At 56.8% G+C, this 20087-nt stretch carries 19 protein-coding genes; 14 read left to right on the top strand and 5 right to left on the bottom strand.

Translation table 11 applies throughout. The annotated features are described in order from the left end of the window. The first annotated feature begins 63 nt into the window (after positions 1-63). The 6 genes from ABLO27_RS01580 to dctP are packed head-to-tail and all read left to right on the top strand — an operon-like array spanning position 64 to position 5851. Complete coding sequence (locus tag ABLO27_RS01580; protein ID WP_353030031.1) at positions 64-1218, top strand: LLM class flavin-dependent oxidoreductase; 1155 nt, start codon at positions 64-66, stop codon at positions 1216-1218. After that, complete coding sequence (locus ABLO27_RS01575) at positions 1218-2108, top strand: aldo/keto reductase (RefSeq protein WP_353030030.1); 891 nt, start codon at positions 1218-1220, stop codon at positions 2106-2108. Before ABLO27_RS01580 ends, ABLO27_RS01575 begins: the two co-directional genes overlap by 1 nt. Beyond that, positions 2108-2623, top strand: a complete 516-nt coding sequence (locus tag ABLO27_RS01570; RefSeq protein WP_353030029.1) for a flavin reductase family protein — start codon at positions 2108-2110, stop codon at positions 2621-2623. The genes ABLO27_RS01575 and ABLO27_RS01570 overlap by 1 nt, the downstream gene beginning before the upstream one ends. 58 nt (positions 2624-2681) lie before the next feature. Next, positions 2682-3272, top strand: a complete 591-nt coding sequence (locus ABLO27_RS01565) for a TRAP transporter small permease (RefSeq protein WP_353030028.1) — start codon at positions 2682-2684, stop codon at positions 3270-3272. Next, the gene (locus ABLO27_RS01560; protein WP_353030027.1) at positions 3272-4765 is read left to right on the top strand and encodes a TRAP transporter large permease; all 1494 of its coding nucleotides are present in this window, start codon (positions 3272-3274) and stop codon (positions 4763-4765) included. Before ABLO27_RS01565 ends, ABLO27_RS01560 begins: the two co-directional genes overlap by 1 nt. Before the next feature lie 27 nt (positions 4766-4792). Then, the gene (gene dctP, locus ABLO27_RS01555) at positions 4793-5851 is read left to right on the top strand and encodes a TRAP transporter substrate-binding protein DctP (RefSeq protein WP_353030026.1); all 1059 of its coding nucleotides are present in this window, start codon (positions 4793-4795) and stop codon (positions 5849-5851) included. A 128-nt stretch (positions 5852-5979) separates the two neighbouring features. On the opposite strand, the gene ABLO27_RS01550 is transcribed toward dctP, so the two are convergent. Beyond that, a complete protein-coding gene (locus ABLO27_RS01550; protein ID WP_353030025.1) occupies positions 5980-6462 on the bottom strand; it encodes a tetratricopeptide repeat protein in 483 nt (160 codons plus the stop codon). Between the two features lie 69 nt (positions 6463-6531). On the opposite strand from ABLO27_RS01550, the gene ABLO27_RS01545 reads away from it, so the two are divergent. The 4 genes from ABLO27_RS01545 (at position 6532) to metG (ending at position 11031) form a co-directional block, all read left to right on the top strand. Beyond that, the gene (locus tag ABLO27_RS01545) at positions 6532-7782 is read left to right on the top strand and encodes a cytochrome-c peroxidase (RefSeq protein WP_353030024.1); all 1251 of its coding nucleotides are present in this window, start codon (positions 6532-6534) and stop codon (positions 7780-7782) included. A gap of 20 nt (positions 7783-7802) precedes the next feature. After that, positions 7803-8798 (top strand): YeiH family protein, encoded by a 996-nt coding sequence (locus ABLO27_RS01540; RefSeq protein ID WP_353030023.1) that lies wholly within the window; start codon positions 7803-7805, stop codon positions 8796-8798. Positions 8799-8822: 24 nt separating this feature from the next. Beyond that, the gene (locus ABLO27_RS01535; RefSeq protein ID WP_353030022.1) at positions 8823-9353 is read left to right on the top strand and encodes a hypothetical protein; all 531 of its coding nucleotides are present in this window, start codon (positions 8823-8825) and stop codon (positions 9351-9353) included. Positions 9354-9510: 157 nt separating this feature from the next. Further along, entirely contained in the window at positions 9511-11031 is a 1521-nt protein-coding gene (metG, locus tag ABLO27_RS01530) for a methionine--tRNA ligase (protein WP_353030021.1), read from the top strand. Positions 11032-11195: 164 nt separating this feature from the next. On the opposite strand, the gene ABLO27_RS01525 is transcribed toward metG, so the two are convergent. Both ABLO27_RS01525 and ABLO27_RS01520 read right to left on the bottom strand, forming a co-directional pair. Further along, on the bottom strand, positions 11196-11483 hold the full coding sequence (locus ABLO27_RS01525; protein ID WP_353030020.1) for a YciI family protein: 288 nt from the start codon (positions 11481-11483) through the stop codon (positions 11196-11198). Between the two features lie 41 nt (positions 11484-11524). Beyond that, positions 11525-12109 carry a TetR/AcrR family transcriptional regulator gene (locus ABLO27_RS01520; RefSeq protein ID WP_353030019.1) on the bottom strand — a complete coding sequence of 195 codons (585 nt, stop codon included), beginning with the start codon at positions 12107-12109 and terminating at the stop codon, positions 11525-11527. Between the two features lie 544 nt (positions 12110-12653). Here ABLO27_RS01520 and egtB point away from each other — a divergent pair. Continuing rightward, positions 12654-13919, top strand: a complete 1266-nt coding sequence (gene egtB / locus ABLO27_RS01515; RefSeq protein WP_353030018.1) for an ergothioneine biosynthesis protein EgtB — start codon at positions 12654-12656, stop codon at positions 13917-13919. Continuing rightward, the gene (gene egtD, locus ABLO27_RS01510; protein WP_353030017.1) at positions 13916-14863 is read left to right on the top strand and encodes an L-histidine N(alpha)-methyltransferase; all 948 of its coding nucleotides are present in this window, start codon (positions 13916-13918) and stop codon (positions 14861-14863) included. The genes egtB and egtD overlap by 4 nt, the downstream gene beginning before the upstream one ends. Positions 14864-14936: 73 nt before the next feature. On the opposite strand, the gene ABLO27_RS01505 is transcribed toward egtD, so the two are convergent. Both ABLO27_RS01505 and ABLO27_RS01500 read right to left on the bottom strand, forming a co-directional pair. Further along, positions 14937-15563: a LysE family translocator gene (locus tag ABLO27_RS01505; protein WP_353030016.1), complete on the bottom strand. Its 627-nt coding sequence runs from the start codon at positions 15561-15563 to the stop codon at positions 14937-14939. Positions 15564-15676: 113 nt separating this feature from the next. After that, entirely contained in the window at positions 15677-18076 is a 2400-nt protein-coding gene (locus tag ABLO27_RS01500) for a GcvT family protein (RefSeq protein WP_353030015.1), read from the bottom strand. A 92-nt stretch (positions 18077-18168) separates the two neighbouring features. On the opposite strand from ABLO27_RS01500, the gene ABLO27_RS01495 reads away from it, so the two are divergent. After that, positions 18169-19038, top strand: a complete 870-nt coding sequence (locus ABLO27_RS01495) for a MurR/RpiR family transcriptional regulator (protein ID WP_353030014.1) — start codon at positions 18169-18171, stop codon at positions 19036-19038. Positions 19039-19098: 60 nt separating this feature from the next. Then, positions 19099-20058, top strand: coding sequence for a TAXI family TRAP transporter solute-binding subunit (locus ABLO27_RS01490; RefSeq protein ID WP_353031663.1), 960 nt, complete (start codon positions 19099-19101; stop codon positions 20056-20058). The last annotated feature ends 29 nt before the right edge of the window (positions 20059-20087 follow it).

Genomic DNA, 20087 nt, shown 5'->3' with positions numbered 1-20087 from the left:
CAAGAAGAAATCGAAGGCAAAGTGAAGCCATTCGAAAATAAATGAAACCCAGGGAGGTATTTCATGACCATTGTCCCAGTGACATCGCCGGATTTAGATGCAGCGGAAGTTTCCTGGTTCGCCGCGCTTTGCTCCGACGACTATCAGTTTCTGGGGGTTCCCGAAGGCCGCCTGCGTTCGTCATGGGAACACTGTTCTTCGATCGTGAAGACTGCGGAGGCTCAGGGCTTTCGCAATATTCTTTGCCCGTCATCCTACCAGGTCGGCCAGGACACTCTTTCATTTGTCGCCGGCTGTGCCCCGATCACCGAAAAGATCAACCTGCTGGCGGCCGTTCGCTGCGGTGAGATGCAACCGATCATGTTGGCGCGCACCATCGCGACGCTTGATCACATGCTGCAGGGCCGCTTGACGGTAAACATCATTTCCTCCGACTTTCCGGGCGAACAGGCTGACAGCGGCTACCGCTACCAGCGCTCGCGTGAAGTGGTTGAAATCCTGAAGCAGGCCTGGACACAGGACGAGATCAACTACGAAGGCGAGATCTACAACTTCAAGAACCTCACCACCGATCCCGCGCGTCCCTATCAGACCGGCGGACCCTTGCTCTATTTCGGCGGTTACTCCCCGGCAGCGCTTGAGCTTTGCGGACAGCATTGCGACGTCTATCTGATGTGGCCGGAAAAGATCGAGGAACTGGAAGGCCGCATGAAGGCCGTCCATGCCGTTGCCGAGAAGTACGACCGAACGCTGGACTATGGCCTGCGTGTCCACATGATCGTGCGCGACACTGAAAAGGAAGCGCAGGAATATGCGGACTACATCGTCTCCAAACTGGATGACGACCAGGGAACCGCAATTCGTGAACGGGCGCTTGACGCCAAGTCCCTCGGTGTCAGCCACCAGTCCAAGAACCGCGAGATTGCCGACGAATACGGCTACATCGAACCAAACCTCTGGACCGGCGTCGGCCGGGCGCGATCCGGCTGCGGTGCTGCTCTTGTCGGATCGACCGATCAGGTCATGTCCAAGATCGAGGCCTACCAGAAGATGGGCATCCGGGCCTTCATCTTCTCCGGTTATCCGCATGAGGAAGAAGCAAAGCATTTTGGTGCACGCGTGTTGCCAAACCTGAAGACCTGCTCGCTTCCGCATGCATATGGCCGCGTTCCGGCCGAAACACCCGCAACCCCGCTTGGCAATGGAGTTCGCCGCTAATGGAGCGCGTCAGACTATCCGAAACTCTGGAGTTTTCCCGCCTGATCTATGGCATGTGGCGGCTCGGCGACGACACCGACACCTCCCCTGCTTACGTGGAGCAGAAAATCCAGACCTGCCTTGAGCAGGGCATCACGACGTTCGACCAGGCCGATATCTATGGCGGATATGCAGCCGAAGCCGTTCTTGGCGGCGCGTTGAAAGCCAATCCGTCACTTCGCGACCGGATGGAAATCGTTACCAAATGCGACATCGTTGCGCCCATGGGACGGTATGCCGATGCCAAGGTGAAACACTACGACACGTCCAGAACCCATATTGAAAGAGCGGTCGACCAGTCCCTCGCCGATATGGGGATCGAAAACATCGACCTTTTGCTGATCCATCGCCCCGATCCTTTCATGGACCACCATGAAACCGGAGCGGTGCTTGATGACCTTGTCAAAGCCGGCAAGGTGAAGAATATCGGCGTGTCAAATTTCCGCCCCTGGGATTGGGAACTGCTCCAGTCGGCGATGAGCAACCAACTGGTGACGAACCAGATCGAGATCAGCCTGAAGGAAATCTCACTCTTCACCAACGGCGATCTGGCTTTCCACCAGCGGATCGGAACCAAACTGATGGCCTGGTCTCCGCTTGGGGGCGGCTCGCTGATTTCCGAAGGGGGCAAGCTGGGCGGCGTCATGGACGAGATCGCCGGATCGTTCGGTGTTGACCGGTCTGCGGTTGCCGTTGCCTTCCTTCTTGCCCACCCGGCAAAACTGCTGCCGGTGCTCGGCACGAACAACCTGGAGCGGATCGCGAAGATCTCGGACGCTCTGAAAGTCTCTCTGGATCGCGAAACCTGGTACCGGCTCTATGAAGCCGCCCTTGGGAACGAGGTGCCTTGATGACCATGCAAAATGCCAATCATCCACTGACCTTTTCTCCGGACTCGGACAACACCCGGCTTCTGCGGGATGCCTTCGGCCGCTTCGCAACCGGAGTGACCGTGGTCACCACCGATTCAGCGGATGGTCCCGTGGGAATAACCGCGAACAGCTTTTCGTCCGTGTCGCTGGATCCGCCATTGGTCTTGTGGATGCCGGACAAGGGCTCACGCCGGTTCCGGTATTTCGAAGATGCCGAGCATTACGCCATTCACGTCCTCAGCCACCATCAGGCAGAGGTGTGCAACGGATTTGTGCGAAACGCCCATGCCTTCGATCAGCTGCCACACACGGTTGACCACAATGGAGTTCCGCTGATCGAGAATTGCCTGGCCCGTTTCGAGTGCAAACGGTTCGCCGCCTATGAAGGCGGCGACCACCTGATCGTGCTCGGACAGGTCACGCAAGCTGAGATGCGTACGGGAGACGCGCTCACATTTTTCGCAGGAAAGCTCGGGCAAATCGCCCCGAAGTAGAGACGGAAAACGGGGCGAAGAGGTGCTCCGTTTCGAAGGAAACTTGGGAGGGGCCCGTATGGGCATTTTGCTGGCGGTCTTGTCACCGCTCGCCTTCGTCAATTCGCATCTTTTGCGCATTGGCCGTGCGATTGGAATCGTAGCCGTCGCCTTGATGGTTGTCGCAATCCTGATTCAGGTCGTGTTTCGCTACGTCCTGAACAATGCCCTTCCGTGGCCGGATGAAGCCGCGCGCTTCTGCATGCTCTGGATGACCGGCCTGATGGCGCCGACAGCCTTTCGCCGTGGTGGCTTCGTCGCCATCGACATGCTTGGCCAGGCGCTTCCTCGCGTTCTGGGCAGCCTGCTCTCCCTCTTCCTCCTCGTGGTTTCTCTGGCCGTGCTCGTCATCGCGGTTCAGATCGGATACGCGGAAGTGACCGGTTTCGGCGGCAAATTTGCAACCGCATCTCTTTATGTCCCCGGCAACGTCTCCCTGACCGAATGGATCCGTGTTCCGCGAAGCTGGATGATGATGTCGATCTTTGTCGGCGTGATCCTGCTCACGCTGGTGAATATCGAACTGATCCTGCGAAACCTCGTTTCCACGTTTGGCGGTACCGAGCGCCTGCCGGCACTTCCGGATGTAGACATGGCGGGAGCTGACTGATGCTGATCTGGTTTCTTCCCGTCTTTCTCGTTTTCCTGATGATCGGACTGCCGGTGTTTTTCGGCCTACTGGCCGCACCCGGTCTTCTTTTGTGGCTGAACGGTCAGGAACGTGACATCACTTTGCTTTACCGCAACGTTTACAACGGCATGGACAGCTTTCCTCTGATGGCGATTCCGTTCTTCATGCTTGCGGGCGAGCTGATGAACAAGGGCGGCATTACCATGCGTCTTGTCGAATTCAGCCAGGCGCTGATGGGACATCTGCGCGGCGGTCTCGCCCATGTGAACATCCTGTCGTCGATGCTCTTTGCCGGGCTGTCGGGATCTGCTGTCGCCGACACTTCCGCGCTCGGTTCCATGCTGATTCCGGCGATGGAAAAGCAAGGCTATACCCGTCGCTTTGCGGCCGCTGTCACGGCCGCCAGTTCTGTCATCGGACCAATCATCCCGCCCTCCGGCATCATGATCATCTACGCCTATGTCATGGGTGAGAGCGTTGCAGCGCTGTTTCTGGCTGGCATCGTTCCCGGTGTCATGGTCGGTGTCGGCCTGATGCTCATGGTTCGTTTCATGGCGGACAAATACGACCTGCCCAAAGCGCAAAGGATCGTCAATCCGGGCCAGTCAATGGCACCGGTCGAGTTCTGGTTCTCGTTTGTCGTTCTGCGGATCAACCTTGCCGGACTGGGAACAGTTCTTGCTGTGCTTGCCGCGAATGCCCTGGGGTTTGCCGCTTTCTCGACCACGGTCACGCTGCTTCTGCTCCTCGTCATGATGGTGCTGTCACACTTCCTGCTTCTGAGCCTGCGGGGCGCAGTTTCCAGTGATTTCCGCATCGTGTGTAAGAAGGCCGTCGCGCCCCTGCAGACACCGATCATCATTCTGGGCGGAATCCTGCTGGGCGTCTTCACACCGACAGAGGCTGCGGCTGTTGCAGTTGCCTATGCACTGATCATCGGGTTCTTTGTGCTTCATTCACTCAAGCCCAACGAGATTCCGGGTGTTCTGAACCGCGCAGGCATCACATCAGCCGTGGTCCTGCTGCTGGTCGGCGCGGCGATGGCGTTCAAGACGGTCGTCAGCCTGAGCCACGCTCCCGAAATCATGGCCGATTTCGTTCTGACCCTGTCTGACAACCCGTTGATCCTTCTGTTCCTGATCAACCTGCTGCTTTTCGTGGTCGGCATGTTTCTGGATGCGGGTCCGGCAATCATCATTCTGGGCCCGATCCTTGGGCCGATCTTCACGTCCATGGGTGTCGACCCGATTCACTTTGCCATCATCATGAGCGTGAACCTGACCATCGGATTGGCAACGCCGCCAATGGGACTGGTTCTGTTCGTCGCCGCTTCGGTTTCCAAGGAACGGGTGGAAACCATTGCCAAGGCAATTCTGCCGTTCCTGGCGGTGGAGATCGCGGTGATCTTCCTGATCACCTACATCCCGGCACTTTCAATGACGATCCCGCGTTGGACCGGATTTGCCAACTGATTCTGAGCTTTTAAAGGGAGGTACCTAATGCTCAAGACTGCACTGAAATCGCTCACCGTCGCGGCGATGCTCGCCGGATCCGCGGTGAGCGCTGTTGCCGCAGACTATACGTTGCGCGCAACGGCCAACTCCAACGAAAACGACGAGGACTATGACGGTCTTGTCGTGTTCAAGAACTTCGTCGAAGCCGCATCCAACGGCGCCATCGAAGTCGAGCTCTTCATCGGAACCCAGCTTTGCTCCAACGGTGCGGAATGTCTCCAGGGCGTTGCTGGCGGTGCAATCGATATCTACATCTCCACATCCGGCGGGGCATCGGGCATCTTCCCGTATGTTCAGGTTCTCGACCTGCCTTACATGATGTCCGACGACCGGATCGCGGAACATGTCCTGTCCGGCGACTTCGTCCGCACGATGCGCACAATGGCGCTCGAAGATTCCGACAATTCCATCCGCTTGATGACCATCGGCAATACCGGCGGCTGGCGGAACTTTGCCAACACCAAGCGCCGGATCGCGACCCCGTCCGATATGGAAGGCCTGAAGATCCGCACCGTGGTTGCCGACCTTCCGCAGGAACTGGTCAAGTCCCTTGGCGCGTCCCCGACCCCGATCCCGTGGCCGGAGCTGTTCACCTCCTTCCAGACCGGCGTTGTCGAAGGTTCCAAGAACGGCATCACCGACATCATGGGCATGAAATTCCCGGATGCAGGTCTGCAATACGTCACCCTTGACGGCCATGCCTACATGGGAGCGCTTTGGTGGATGAACAACGAGAAGTTCCTGTCCATGCCGGAAGACCTGCGCCGGGTTGTCGTTGATGGCTTCTATGCCCTGCAGCAAGCCACCTTTGCTTCTCCGAAGCGCAAATCCATCCAGGCCTACGAAGACTTCGTTGCCGGTGGTGGTGACCTTTATGTTCCAACCCCGGAACAGAAAGCTGCCTTCAAGGAAGCAGCGGCACCGGTCTATGACTGGTTCAAGGAAAACGTAAACCGCGGCGGCGAGATTTTCGGTGCACTTGAAGAAGCTGTTGCCGAAGCAGAAACCTCCGTTAATGGCAGCCGCAGTGCTGACCTGAACTGATATGGTTTGAAAACAGGAGAGCCCGGCCAAGGCCGGGCTCTCAATTATTCTCACTTGTTTTCTGTTCTCATTCGTTCAACGCTCCAGATCGAGAGCCTTGAACCGATCAGAACCCGTCGTCCGCCAGATCACCTGAACGGATACATCCAGACCTTGTAGTCATCGACCAGAATATGCGCCTTCTCAATCTCTTCCTTGGTCATTTTCTTGACGACCTCCTCCAGAGAGATCGCAGCATCCGGGTCGCCGCCAATCGCCGACAGCGTGTACCACATGTAAGCGCGCACGAGATCGGGTGCCGGCATGCCACGGCCGACTTCATAGTACCAGCCGACACCGGACTGGGCGCCCGGGTGCCCTTTCATGGCGCTGCGCAAATACCATTCGAATGCGCGCAGGTCGTCGCGTTCCACGCCGAGGCCCATGGCGTACATGACACCGATCAGCTCTTCGGCGTCGGCATTGCCGGAACGCGCCGCTGGCCAAAGCTCCTTCATCGCTTCATCGAACTTGCCGGCCTCCATCATGTCGCGCGCCTCTTCGATCTCGGAAAAAGCGGGCGTGCTCAAAAGTGTGAGGCCAAGGACAGCAGCGGTCAGCATCTTCTTCATAGGCTTTGGTCGTTCCCTCTCATTTTCGCCTTTTCCGCATCTGCTTATTCTGCAGATTTGCCTGCGCCCTTGACGCAGGACGACTTTATCGCGTTCGACCGGAAACAGGCGGCGCTCGGTCAGCTTCTTTTTTACGACAAGATCCTGTCCGGTAACAGAAATATTGCGTGTGCAACCTGCCATCATCCAACGCTTGGCACCGGAGATCGCCTGTCGTTGGGGATCGGTGAAGGTGGAGAAGGCCTGGGCCTGAAACGAACCGCTCTTGTTGACAGCAACCGGATTAAGAAAAGGATTCCGAGAAACGCTCCAGGCCTTTGGAATTTAGGCGCAAAAGAACTTCACACCCTGTTTCACGATGGTCGCCTTTCCATCGCGGACACTTATGAAAACGGCTTCAACTCGCCAGCAGAGGAATGGTTGCCGGATGGCCTCAACTCACTTCTGGCCGCACAAGCCATCTTCCCTCTGGTGGCCCAGTTCGAGATGGCGGGCAATCCCAAGGAAAACGAGATTGCCGGAGCTGTCCATGACCGGATCGACGCCTCCTGGCCGATCCTGGCAAAGCGGGTTCGCGTTGTCCCGGAATACGGCGAGATGTTCGTCGAGGCATTCGATCACATCGACACGCCCGAGCAGGTGACGATTGCGGAAGTCGCTAATGCCCTTGCTGCCTTTCAGGCGATGGAATGGACGAGCTTCGACAGTCCGTTCGACCGTTTCCTTATGGGTGACAACTCCGCACTTTCAGCTGATCAGAGGCGCGGCCTTGATCTCTTTTATGGAAAGGCAGGGTGCTCCGGTTGCCATTCCGGAAACCTGCTCAGCGACCAGAAGTTCCATGCTCTCGGCCTGCCGCCATTCGGCCCTGGGCGCACCCGGCGCTTCGATCCGATGGTACGCGATGTCGGGCGGATGGGCGAAAGCGACCGCCTGGAAGATGCCTATCGGTTTCGAACGCCCATGCTGCGCAATGTCGAACTGACGGCTCCATACGGCCACAACGGCGCTTACCCGACGCTGGAAGGTATCGTGCGCCATCACCTGGACCCGGAAACCATGCTTCAAAGCTGGCGCCCGCAACTGGCCGCCCTGCCCCCAGCTCCCTGGCTGGAAGCCATTGACTTTGTAGTCTGGAAAGACAAACGTGAGATGGCACGGCAAGTCCTTTCCCGGGACATTACCCCTATCGATCTATCTGACGAGGAAATCTCGGATCTGGTGGCCTTTCTGAAGGCACTCACCGGCACTTCTTCGGTTGCCGACCCACCTTTCGGCATTCCGGACAAGGTTCCAAGCGGGCTGCCGGTCGACCGATGACCAGAACTTAAGGAAACAAAATGGTTGAACCATTGAAAGACCGGGCAAATCAGCTGTTTCCCGGAATGGCGATTGCCGGACTTGTCGCCATCTCTGCACAATTCCTGAACGAGCACTACGGCGCACCGGCCATGCTTATGGCGATCCTGCTTGGCATGCCGCTCAACTTCCTGTCGGAGGAACAACGCACCGCCGAGGGCATCGCCTTTTCCGCCCGGACATTGCTGCGCGTCGGGGTTGCTCTGCTCGGAGTGCGTATCAGTGTGGAAATGGTTCAGGCACTCGGCCTGCCGTTTCTGCTTCTTGTCATCGTCGGTGTCCTGGCGACAATCGGGTTCTCGCTTCTGGTCGGTGGCCTTTTCGGCCGGGACAGGTTGTTTTCATTTCTCTCTGGCGGCGCGGTCGCGATTTGCGGAGCATCCGCCGCCATGGCGATCGGTTCGATCCTGCCCAAGCGGGATCACGCGGAGCGTGATCTCGCATTCACGGTCATCACGGTGACGGTTCTCTCCACGCTGGCGATGATCGTCTACCCGATCCTGACCAGCAATCTGGGTCTGTCGATCGACGAGACGGGCGTTTTTCTGGGCGGCACGATCCACGATGTCGCTCAGGTGGTCGGTGCCGGATTTTCGATTTCGGAGGAAACCGGCGATCTTTCCACGCTGGTGAAGCTTATCCGTGTCACCATGCTGGCACCCATCGTCCTGATCGCTGCCCTGATCCTGCGCAAGGGAACGGAACCCGGATCTGCCCGTCCACCAATCATGCCAGCCTTTGTGGTGGCCTTCCTGGTCCTTGCGGCCTTCAACTCCTTCGGCCTGATCCCGGAAATGATCAAGGACATGGCCGGTCAGGTATCACGATGGGCACTTTTGGCGGCCATTGCGGCGGTCGGCATGAAAACTTCCATCCCCAAAATTCTGGAAGTCGGAGGTCCGGCAATCTGGATGGTGGTGACGCAGACCGTCTTTCTGGCACTGTTTGTGTTGGGTGGGATCTGGTTGGTTGGGTAAATGAAACTGAACCTGGCCAGACTCATGCCTGGGAAACTAGGGCGCAGGGCGGCCCTGGGTCTTATTGAGCATGAACTGGAATCCCAGCGCCATTATATTCGCCGGTCTGTTGTTGCGATCATTGATCCTTTTGATCACGCAGGAATGATCAGGTCGCGCCTGTTCGGGAGCAAACGGCTTTTTCCGGCCTATGTTGGCTTTCTGGACAAGCGGATCGAGAAATTCTTGACTGCGGACGAGGTCTTAAACGTGATCGGCATCCCGGACAGACATCAGGACCTGCTGGAGCCGCTGTTGGAGAAATTCAAAAAAACGCAAGGCGCTCTCACAACCTGTGCAAACTTCTGGTTCAAGAACGCAACCATCGATGTTTCTCCGCCGGGTTCTGACGGGGATCCAGTGGACTACGAACTCGATGAGATCGATGATGTTGCTTTCATCAACTGGCTCAACCGCGAGGAGACCGTGCGTGCCAAACAGGATCTGGAAAACGCCCACGCAGATTTTGACAAGGCGGCAGCGGAATTCGCCGCTACAGTTCGAAAACTGATCTGAAGCGGACCTTCCTGGCTGGCCTTTTCGCAACGCTGGGGCTTTTCTTGGCGAAGCGAGTGTGAAATATAGCTTGAACTTCATTGTCGGCGGATCAGCAGAGCTGAATTGGTAAGTCATTACAGACTTATTTCCGCTCCAAAATTTCGAAAGCGTTTGGATGAAAAGCTACATCACGACCCCGATCTACTACGTCAACGGTTCTCCGCATATCGGTCACGCTTTTACGTCCGTCATGGCCGACATCCTGAAGCGTAACCGTGAGGCTCTCGGATATGAGCTGATGCTGTCCACCGGCGTGGACGAGCATGGCCAGAAGAACCAGGAAGCCGCAGCAGATCTTGATATGTCGGTCGAGGAATTCCTCGACATGCGTGGCAAGGAGTTCCGGGATGTGTTTGACCGTCTCGGGATCGCCTACGACTATTTCGTGCGCACCAGCCGCGAGGGTCACAAGACGGCGGTTGCCGGAATGGAGCAGTCGATCTTCGACAAGGGTCTGATCGTCAAGAAGCAGTATACCGGCACGTACTGCAAGGGCTGCGAAGAGTTCAAGAAAGAGTCCGACCTCACCGAGGAAGGACAGTGCCCGTTGCATCCCACCATGAAGGTGGAGCAGACGGACGAGACGAACTACTTCCTGAAGATGGAACCCTACCGGGAAAAGCTGCTGCAGCATATTGCCGACAATCCGGACTTTGTTCAGCCGGAAGCGTTCCGCAACGAACTGAAGCAGATGCTGGCAGAGCCTCTGGAAGATCTTTGCATCTCGCGGCCCAAGACCCGTGTGACCCTTGGTGTCGATCTGCCTTTCGACCCGGAATTCGTCACCTATGTCTGGTTTGATGCGCTGGCCAACTACCTGACCAACATCGATTGGCCTGAGGAAGGCTATGAGGCTTGGTGGGCCGAGTGTGAGCACTTGATCGGCAAGGACATCCTGAAGCCGCATGGCGTCTATTGGCCAATCATGCTTATGGCCGCTGGCCTGCCGTTGCCAAAGAAGCTTTCAGTGCACAGCCACTGGGTCGGCGCCGGTGGTGTGAAAATGTCGAAATCCATCGGCAATGTTGTCGATCCGATTGAAGTCATCGAGAAGCTCGGTGTCGACGCCCTGCGCTGGTACCTAGCCCGCAACATGCGCGCCGACAGTGACAGCCAGATCTCCGTTGACCTGATCACGCAGAGCTATAACAGCGAGCTGGGCAACAAGATCGGCAACCTGCTGTCACGCGCGGCCAAGTTCTCAAAGGCCCGGTTCGACGGCACTGTACCTGCTCCAGGCGCGCTTTCGGCTGAAGACGAGGCGATCCGCAAGTCCGTGCTTGAGGCAACGTCCGGCATGGGTGAATGGATCAATCTTGCCGACATTCCGGCTCGCATGCAGTCGATCATCACCGTTGCCGACGAGATGAACAACTATTTCGCCGAGCAGGCTCCCTGGGATCTCATCAAGAACGAAGAAACCAGGGAACGCTGCCAGACGGTGATTTATGTGACGCTTGACTGCCTTCGCGTCGTCATGGAAGCACTGACCCAGGTCATTCCGACGTCTGCAGAAAAAGCACTCAAGATGCTGAACGCGCCGGAAATCACACGCCCCTGGAAACCGGAACTGGACAAACTCCAGGGCAATAGCGAGCTGGGTGAGATCGAAACACTGTTCCCGCGTGTTCAGTAAGTTTCGAACATATTTTGCAATCAAAAGCGCCCCGGTTCGGGGCGCTTTTTTTTGTGTTAAACGCTTGTCGTCCCATCGAACGAAACGCCTTGCTTGACAAAGAGACGTGTTGATCGGAGAGGCATCACAGAAATTGCCCCCGGACGCTTCTCCCCTGCTCCAGCTCAAGCCGCCAGGAACTCAAGCCTGTCATCGAGCCTTGCAGGAGTGATCTCCAGGATCTCGGCGGTTACCACATTTTCAGCCACAAACGGATCTTTCGCGACGAAGTCTTCAAGCTCCTCGCGAGAGGTGTTGTGAGCAAAGATGCCACCACCCATGTTTGGCTGCAGGCTGCCCACCATCAGAAACAGACCGCTTTCAAAGCCTTTTTGGATCCAGCTCTTATGCCCATCCATCAACTCACCTGCACGGGCCTTGTTTTCAGAAAACTTCAATGTGACAACAAACATCTATTCCTCCAGTCGAGTTGGAAAACTGCGTTTTATTGATTTCAGTGATTTGCGGTTCCGGCGTGCGAAACATCGGCCAGCCACTGAACAATCTGGTCCACTTCCCGTTTGACGAATTCTTCGTCCTTGAAGGCCTGTGCCAGGGTCGCAACGCCCTGGCTCCAGCTCAAAACGTGCAGAGCATGTCTGGGCGCTTCAGCCAGAAAGCCGAGTTCTTCGAACTGGCGGGTCAGCCAATCCCGGAACAAAGCCATGATCTCGTTGGCCTTGTCCTTTGATGTGTGGTCAAGCTTGGTGAGTTCGGCTGTGAGCGTACCGACAGGACAGCCATAAGCCATGATCTTCGCCTGATTGACGATCACAATCCTGATGAAGCACACGATGCGCTGCATCGGGTCATCTGAGGTCTCATCCCACTTTCCAAGGAGGTTTTCCCGATCCGTCAGACGCTTTTCGATGACCGCGTCGAGGATCTCGTCCTTGGTTTTGAAGTGATAGTAGAAATTGCCTCGTGAAATCTTCACTGCGGCGGCAATGTCCGCAAAGGACGTCTGAGCAAATCCCCGATTGTAAAACAACTCGTCGGCCGCATCGACGATCTGCTGGCGTTTGCTTGCTGCCCGCATGCCTCATTGCTCCTCATTTTCGAACCAAAATGCACATTAGGACAGTTGCCCTAATTTCTTATTTAGGACAAACGACCTAATTGGTCAACGGCTGAATTCTGGCGACGCGCTTCCGCGACTTCCTTGCCTCAATTCGGCATCCGGCAGAATCCGAAGACTTGCGCACAAACGATCCGCCAATGTCCTCACGTCAATGTGAACCAACACCACCTACAATCCTGACAGGCAGTTGTCAGGAAGGATCTTCTAGGTTCACAGCTGGCTGAACGGGTGCCTCAGCCCCCGAAAGGCTGCCCTTTGCGCGTTGCAAAACAAGGGATTGACGACTTTCCATCACCTGAGGACTTAGAATGCTGATTTACGAAACTTTGTTTTGCTTAATCAACAAACCAGAACGACAGACCAGGGTGGCGCATTTCTGCACCACCGCGGTGCAATTCCCTTCATTGGAATCCCCTCATCCCCGCTTACGTTCTAGCCGCCTGGCGGCAATCACAGGACCGGTTGGAGGCACTGCATCCGGTATCTTGGTGGAGGGAAATCTATGATCTATCCAGATGGGCAAACGGAGCCTGCTCCGGCTTCTTCGACAGCCAGCCTGTTCAACTCGGTAAGGGCACAGACAGAGCACCTGGTTGCGCCCCTGAACGACGAGGACATGGGCCTTCAATCCATGGAAGACGCGAGTCCTCCCAAATGGCACCTGGCACATACAACCTGGTTTTTTGAGGAATTCATTCTAAAACCCTCCCTGCCTGGGTATCGACCGAAGGACGAGCGCTTCGCCATCCTGTTCAATTCTTATTACGTCCAGGCCGGGCCGCGACACACACGATCCAAGAGAGGACTGCTTTCACGCCCGACCGTTCCGGAGGTCCGCGACTATCGCTCCCACGTGGAAGAGGCTATGCGCGACGGCCTGTCGCGCGGCGCATTTGCCCTGGAGCGCGACCAGCTGGAGGCCTTGATCACACTCGGATGCCATCATGAGATGCAGCATCAGGAATTGCTGGTAACCGACCTTCTTCATGCCTTTTCGCATAACCCACTTCTACCCGCCTTCTTTGAATCAAGACCCGTCGACATTCCTTTGAAGCCCGAGAGAAGCTGGACCAGCTACGACGGCGGACTTCTGGAAATCGGGCATGATGGCGACGGCTTTGCCTATGACTGTGAAGGCCCGCGGCACAAGGTTTGGCTGGATCCTTACCGGCTTTGTGATCAGCTCGTCACCAATGGCGAATGGATCGCATTCATGGAAGACGGCGGCTACGAGAACCAGACGTTATGGCTGATGGAAGGATGGGCGGTTCGGGAACAGAACGGCTGGGATTCGCCGCTCTACTGGTGGAAACAGGAAGGATCCTGGTGGACCTATACCTTGCAGGGACCTCGCCCTGTCGACCTGTCCGCACCGGTTGTTCATGTCAGCTATTATGAAGCGGATGCCTTTGCCCGCTGGAGCGGACACCGCCTGCCAACTGAAGCGGAATGGGAAGCTGCGGCAGAACCGACCACAATTGAAGGCAATTTCCTGGAAAGCGGTCACTACATGCCCTTCGGCCGCAGATCCGGCCTGTGGGGTGACGTCTGGCAATGGACCAGCAGCGCCTTTTCACCCTACCCGGGCTTCACGCCGCCTGAAGGGGCGATTGGCGAATACAACGGCAAGTTCATGGTGAACCAGATGGTCCTTCGTGGAGGTTCCTGTGCAACGCCTGGGCTTCAAATGCGTTCTTCCTATCGCACGTTCTTCTATCCGCACCAGCGCTGGCAGATGCTGGGCCTAAGATTGGCAGCTGATCTATGACCAAACACATGCCTCCTGTCGCTCAAGACGACACCTTCCGCTCCGATATTCTCAACGGACTGAAAAAGCCGCAGAAGACCATCAGCAGCAAATGGCTTTATGACGACGTCGGCTCGCATCTTTTTGAAGCGATCACCGAGCTCGATGCCTATTATCCGACCCGTACCGAGCTCTCCATTCTGGAAAAGCAGGTAAAGCAGTACGCCAGATTGCCCGGTGCACGTGGAGCCATGGTCGAGCTGGGAAGCGGATCCAGCCGCAAGACAAATCTGTTGCTCGATGCATTTTCCGACCTGTCGGTCTATATGCCCATAGACATTTCGGCCAATCACCTGAAGGACGCCGCTGAGCGGGTGCGTCGCGCCTATCCCTCCCTCGCCGTCATTCCGGTGGCTGCCGACTTCACCCAACCACTCGGCAAGCTCCCGCTGCTGCCGGAGTTGCCGGTTCTGGTTTTCTTTCCCGGCTCCACGATCGGCAACTTCGAAAGACATGAAGCTGCAAACCTATTGAAGAACATCCGTTCGGCCATGCCGCAAGCTACCATGATCGTTGGCGTCGACAGGCCGAAACAGAAGGAAGTTCTTGTAGAGGCCTATGACGATCCAGCGGGAGTAACGGCGGCCTTCAACCAGAATCTGCTTCAGCGGATCAACAGACAGCTTGGTGCAAACATCGACCTTGCACGGTTTACCCATCAGGCAGTCTGGAACACAGAGGACAGCCGCATCGAAATGCACCTGGAAAGCTCGATTGACCAGACTGTGGTTGTCGACGGTGTCGAATTTCCGTTTCGCGAAGGCGAGACGATCCATACGGAGAATTCGCACAAATACAGCGAGGAAGCCTTTACAGAGATCGCCAATCACGGTGGCTGGCGGGTACTGGACCAGGACAGCGACGTTAACGGCTGGTTCTCGGTCTACACACTTCAGGCGATTTAAGCAGACCGCATTTTCTGCGCTTGCCCGTTCGGCACGAAACCGTCCACTGGGGAGGCGCAGGAAAATGTCTCGTTCAACGCTCGGCGATTGCCAACCGGACAGCCAGACCGACAAACACCGTTCCTGCGAGCCGGTTGAGCCAGATCTGGGCACGACCGGAACGACGCAAAACCCCACCCAACACGCCTCCTCCCAGAGCGATCGCGGCAAAGACAAGAATGGTCGCGATGATGAAGACCACACCGAATAACAGGATCTGAAGTGGAACGGAGCCTCTGGCCGGATCGGCAAATTGCGGCAGGAAGGCGAGAAAGAAAATGGCAACCTTCGGATTGGTCACGTTCATCACAATGCCGCGCCGGTAGAGCGCAAATGTCGACAGGGAGGGACCGTTTCCTGTCGGAAGATCCGATTTGCCTGCCCGAAAGGCCTGAAATGCAAGATAAAGAAGATAGCCCGCTCCGACGATCTTCAGAAGTGTGAAGGCGAGCTCCGACGTTTCGAATATCGCAGCGACACCAAGCGCGACGGCTGCGGTGTGGACGATCAGGCCGGTGCAGAGCCCCAACGTCACGACCAACCCCGCAACACGCCCATAAAGCGCTGATTGCGTAAGGACGAAGATATTGTCCGGCCCAGGCGCAAGCCCCAGAGCAATCGCGGCGAGAAAAAACACAGACAGGACTTCAAACGGAATCACGGCACGCTCCCAAACTACAGGAATGTCGTTTGAACAACGCGCCGCAAAAGGTCAAGACCGTCATTCTTGCGGAGCGCTCACTCACGGCAAGCGCTCCGCTCTCAAGTCACAAATCAGGACGGCCGCATCCGGCGTCCTTCAGGGTCGAACAGCGGTCCGTTGGTGACGACCGCATTGAAGATCTCCCCTGCGATATCGATCTGCACTGTCGTGCCTGTTTCAACCGGGCGCTCCACATGCGCGAGCGCAATCGGTTTGCCGACCCGGTATCCAAAGGCGCATGTCGAGGTCTGGCCCAGGATTTCGCCCTCGAGCAGAACCGGCTCGTGGCCAAGCGGGACTGCGGTTTCATCCTCAAGAGTGAGAGAAAGGACCTTGGAAACCTTTCCGGCTGCCTTGCGTTCAGCGATCGCCTCCGCACCGATGAAACCACCGGCCTTGCGCGTCATCGCATCCAGACCGGTCTCCACAGGCGTCAGATCACTGTCCAGTTCATGCCCCATGGCGCAGAACGCTTTTTCGACACGCATGGACGTCTGGGCATAAAGGCCGGCCGGTTTTGCCCCTGCAGCCGTCAATGCGGCATAGATGGCCGGTGCGTTTTCGGAACGGCAGGTTATCTCCCAACCTGCTTCGCCGACGTAGGAAAGCCGTGCAGCACGCACGTGATGTCCGGCAATGTGAGCTTCACCATGCTTGAAGTATCCGATGTCGTTTAGCTCCGGAGCCCCGACTTCTGCAGCGATCCTTGCACTATCTGGGCCCATGAGCCCAAGCACCGCATATGTCTCGGTGCTGTCTGTCAGGGAAACGTCAAACCCGTCAGAATGGCGGCGGAACCAGGTCAGGTCACGTTTGATCGCATTCGTTCCGACAAACAGGCGATAGTGAGTTTCGGAAATTCGCTGAACGGTGATGTCGCTTTCGAAGGTTCCACGCTCGTTGAGCACAGCTGTGTAAATGACCGAGCCAGGCTTGCGAGCCACATAGCCAGCGCAGGTCTTGAGGAGGAACGCCTCTGCATCCGGACCCTCCACTTCTATCTTGCCGAAGGGAGACGCATCAAAAATCGCTGCACTCTCGTGAGCAGCCTGGACTTCCGACCTGACATTCTCGAACCAGTCTGGACGGCCGAATTTCAGAACCGGTTCCTGCTCCTTGCCGAAGTAAAGCGGCCGCTCCCAGCCGAAGACCTGACCAAAATGAGCCTTTGCCGATCGATATTCGGCGTCGAGCGGAAGTTTGCGAAGATCACGCGCGGTTTTGAACTGTTTGCCTGGATAGGCGATATCGTAGTGTGTTCCAAGCACTTCCGGTGCGCGGGCCATCAGGTGTTCGACCGAGTTGTAAATCGGCGCGAAACGTTTGGCATCGGCTTCGGAAAGGTCGTAGGCGGGAGCTCCGTGAATGATGGTGTGCGCGAGGTTCATGCCCGCGCCACCACCAGCAGCCACGCCGACGGAGTTCATGCCACATCCGAGGAATAGACCCCTGGTTTCGGCCGTTTCGCCAAGCATGAACGTTCCATCCGGCGTAAAACTTTCCGGTCCGTTCAGCAGCATTTTCACTTCTGCCGTTTCAAGTGCCGGAAGTCGGTGCAGAGCGTTCATCATCATGGGTTCAAAATGATCCCAGTCTTCCGGCAACAAGCCGAATTCGAAACTTTCAGTCAGGACACCCGGCGCGATCGGCTTGCCCATTGGCTCGAAACAGCCAACCAGCAGGCCGCCACTGTCGTCACGGATGTAAAGATGGTTGTCGTGATCGCTGAGCGTCGGGGTATTGCCAACAATGCCGTCGACTGGTTTGGTGAGCAGATAGAAATGCTCGCAGGCCAGAAGCGGAACTTCCGCACCAGCCATCGCACCTGCCTCCCGGGACCATAGCCCGGTACAAAGGGCGATCGCGTCACACATGACGGTGCCCTGTGTGGTCTCCACGCCCTTGACCTTGCCGTTTTCCGTCAGGATCGCAGTTACGCCCGTCTTTTCAAAAAGCTTTGCACCGAGCGACCTCGCCCCTTTCACAAGCGCCGCGCAGACATCCGACGGACTGACACGGCCGTCGTCCGGCGACCAGACGGCACCCAGAACATCATCCGCGTTCATCAACGGCCAGCGTTCCTTTGCCTCTTCTGCACTGATGGAGTGGGCCGGAATGCCATACGCTTTTGCGAGCGCTTCCTGACGCTTTATGTGGGTTAGCCGGTCATCATTCGTGGCAATGGACAGCGACCCCTTCTGGATCCATCCGGCCGCCTGCCCGGTTTCCTTCTCCAGCTGGCTGTAAAGTTCAACAGAATATTGGATCATCCGGGTTAGATTGCGGGAATGACGCAGTGCGCGCACCTGCGCCGCAGAGTGCCATGTGGTTCCGGAAGTGAGCTGGTTGCGTTCCAGGAGAATGGCGTCGGATACCCCCATCTTGGCGAGATGATACAGGGTTGAACAGCCCATGATTCCGCCGCCTATGACGACGACAGGAGCATGGGCGGGAAGAGCATTTGATGACATCAGGTTGTTTCCACGTCAGCGACAAGATTTTTCGGAAAGAAACATTTGTTTCAGAAATTGACAAGATAAAAAACAAATGAAACAGTAAACGAATGGAAACCAATTCGCCGCCCCAAATCCGGACAGCGATCTCGGCCAACTACGCCGAGCTGAGCGAGACATTGCGTGTCGCCGCCGATTACATTGCTGAAAACAAGATAGAAATCGCCACCAGGAGCCTGAGGTCCGTTGCCTCCGCGAGCGGTGTCTCTCCGGCAAGTTATACCCGTCTCGCCCGCGCTATCGGGTATGCTGATTACGAAGCCCTGAGAGAACAGGCGCGGCTGGAACTCAGCCAACGCGGACAAGACAGCTTTCAGGACAAGGCCCGGCGCCTGCAATCGGACGCCGACCAGCCTCTTCTTCCAAGGCAGGTCTCGGCCTGCATCAGCAACATCAACGCCCTGGTCGCGGATATAGATCCGGCGACCCTTGATGCCGTGGTCGAGCGGTTGGCGAATTCTCGCAAGATTGTTCTGATCGGAGCTCTCGCCTCTGCCGGATTTACCGACTATTTCGCCTATCTGGCAAAGTGGTTCGATGACCGCTGGGTCGTTGCCGGTCGCAATGGCGCGACGCTCGGCAGCACCCTTGCCGGCCTGAACGCTGAAGACACCGTTCTCATCATCTCCAAGCACCCTTATGCGCACCGCTCGGTCCGCGCTGCCAAGGTCGCTGCAGGAAGTGGTGCAAAAGTCATCGTCCTGACGGACAGCCACGCTTTCCCGGGATTGCAATACGCCGACTTTCTCTTCATACAACGCACTGAAAGTCCACACTTTTTCTCGTCTTACGCAGCCACGCTGGTGCTCATTGAAACCATAACAGGCATGCTGGTTGCGCGAGCCGGATCCGAAGCGGAAGCCAGGATCCAAGAAGTCGACAAGCACAATCGCTTGCTCGACGAGTTTGAAAATGTCTAGGGTGGGAGGCACCACGCTAGATTTATAAATTTAACAAGAGGGAAGCCTAGTCTCATGATGATGAAACTGAACCTTGCCGGCGCCGTTTTGGCGACCAGCATCGCATTCACTGGAGCAGCATCTGCAGAGCAATTCATTACCATCGGCACCGGTGGTGTGACTGGCGTTTATTATCCGACCGGCGGCGCAATCTGTCGTCTGGTCAACAAGGGCCGCAAGGACCACGGCATTCGCTGCTCGGTCGAATCCACCGGCGGTTCTGTCTACAACACCCGCACCATCCGTCAGGGTGAGCTCGATTTCGGTGTTGTTCAGTCCGACGTGCAGGCAGCTGGCCTGAACGGCACCGGCGCATTCACCGATGACGGTGCATATCCGGAACTGCGTGCACTTTTCTCCGTGCACCCGGAGCCGATGCACGTCATGGCTCGCGCTGATGCCGGCGTCAACAGCCCGGCAGACCTGAAAGGCAAGAAGGTCAACATCGGCAACCCGGGTTCCGGTACCCGCGTTCTTGCAGAAACCCTGATGAAGTACACCGGTCTTTCGCCGGACGACTTCGCTCTCGCAGCCGAGCTGAAATCCTCCGAGCAGGCTGCTGCTCTGTGTGACGGCAAGCTGGACGCGGCTATCTGGGCAGCCGGTCTTCCGAACGGTTCTTCTCAGGAAGCAACGTCTACCTGTGAAATCAAGATGGTGCCGCTTTCCGGTGAAGCCATCGACAACCTGCTGGCTGAAAACACCGCCTACGCAGCAGCAACCATTCCCGGCGGCATGTACCCGGGCAACCCGGACGACGTTCCGTCCTGGGGTCCGAAAGCAACCTTCGTGACGTCTGCTGACGTTTCCGACGAAGTCGCTTATGCCGTTGTTTCTGCTGTTTTCGAAAACTTCGATGACTTCAAGAAACTGCACCCTGCCTTCTCCCGCCTGAAGCAGGAAGAAATGATCAAGGACGGCCTGACTGCCGACCTGCATCCGGGTGCTGTGAAGTACTACAAGGAAAAAGGCTGGATGTAATCCGGACCATTAAATGCTGCAGCCCGGCC

Origin of the sequence: Roseibium sp. SCP15, assembly GCF_040329435.1 — a bacterium.
GTDB lineage: Bacteria > Pseudomonadota > Alphaproteobacteria > Rhizobiales > Stappiaceae > Roseibium.
This window is presented reverse-complemented; position numbering and strand designations above follow the sequence as displayed.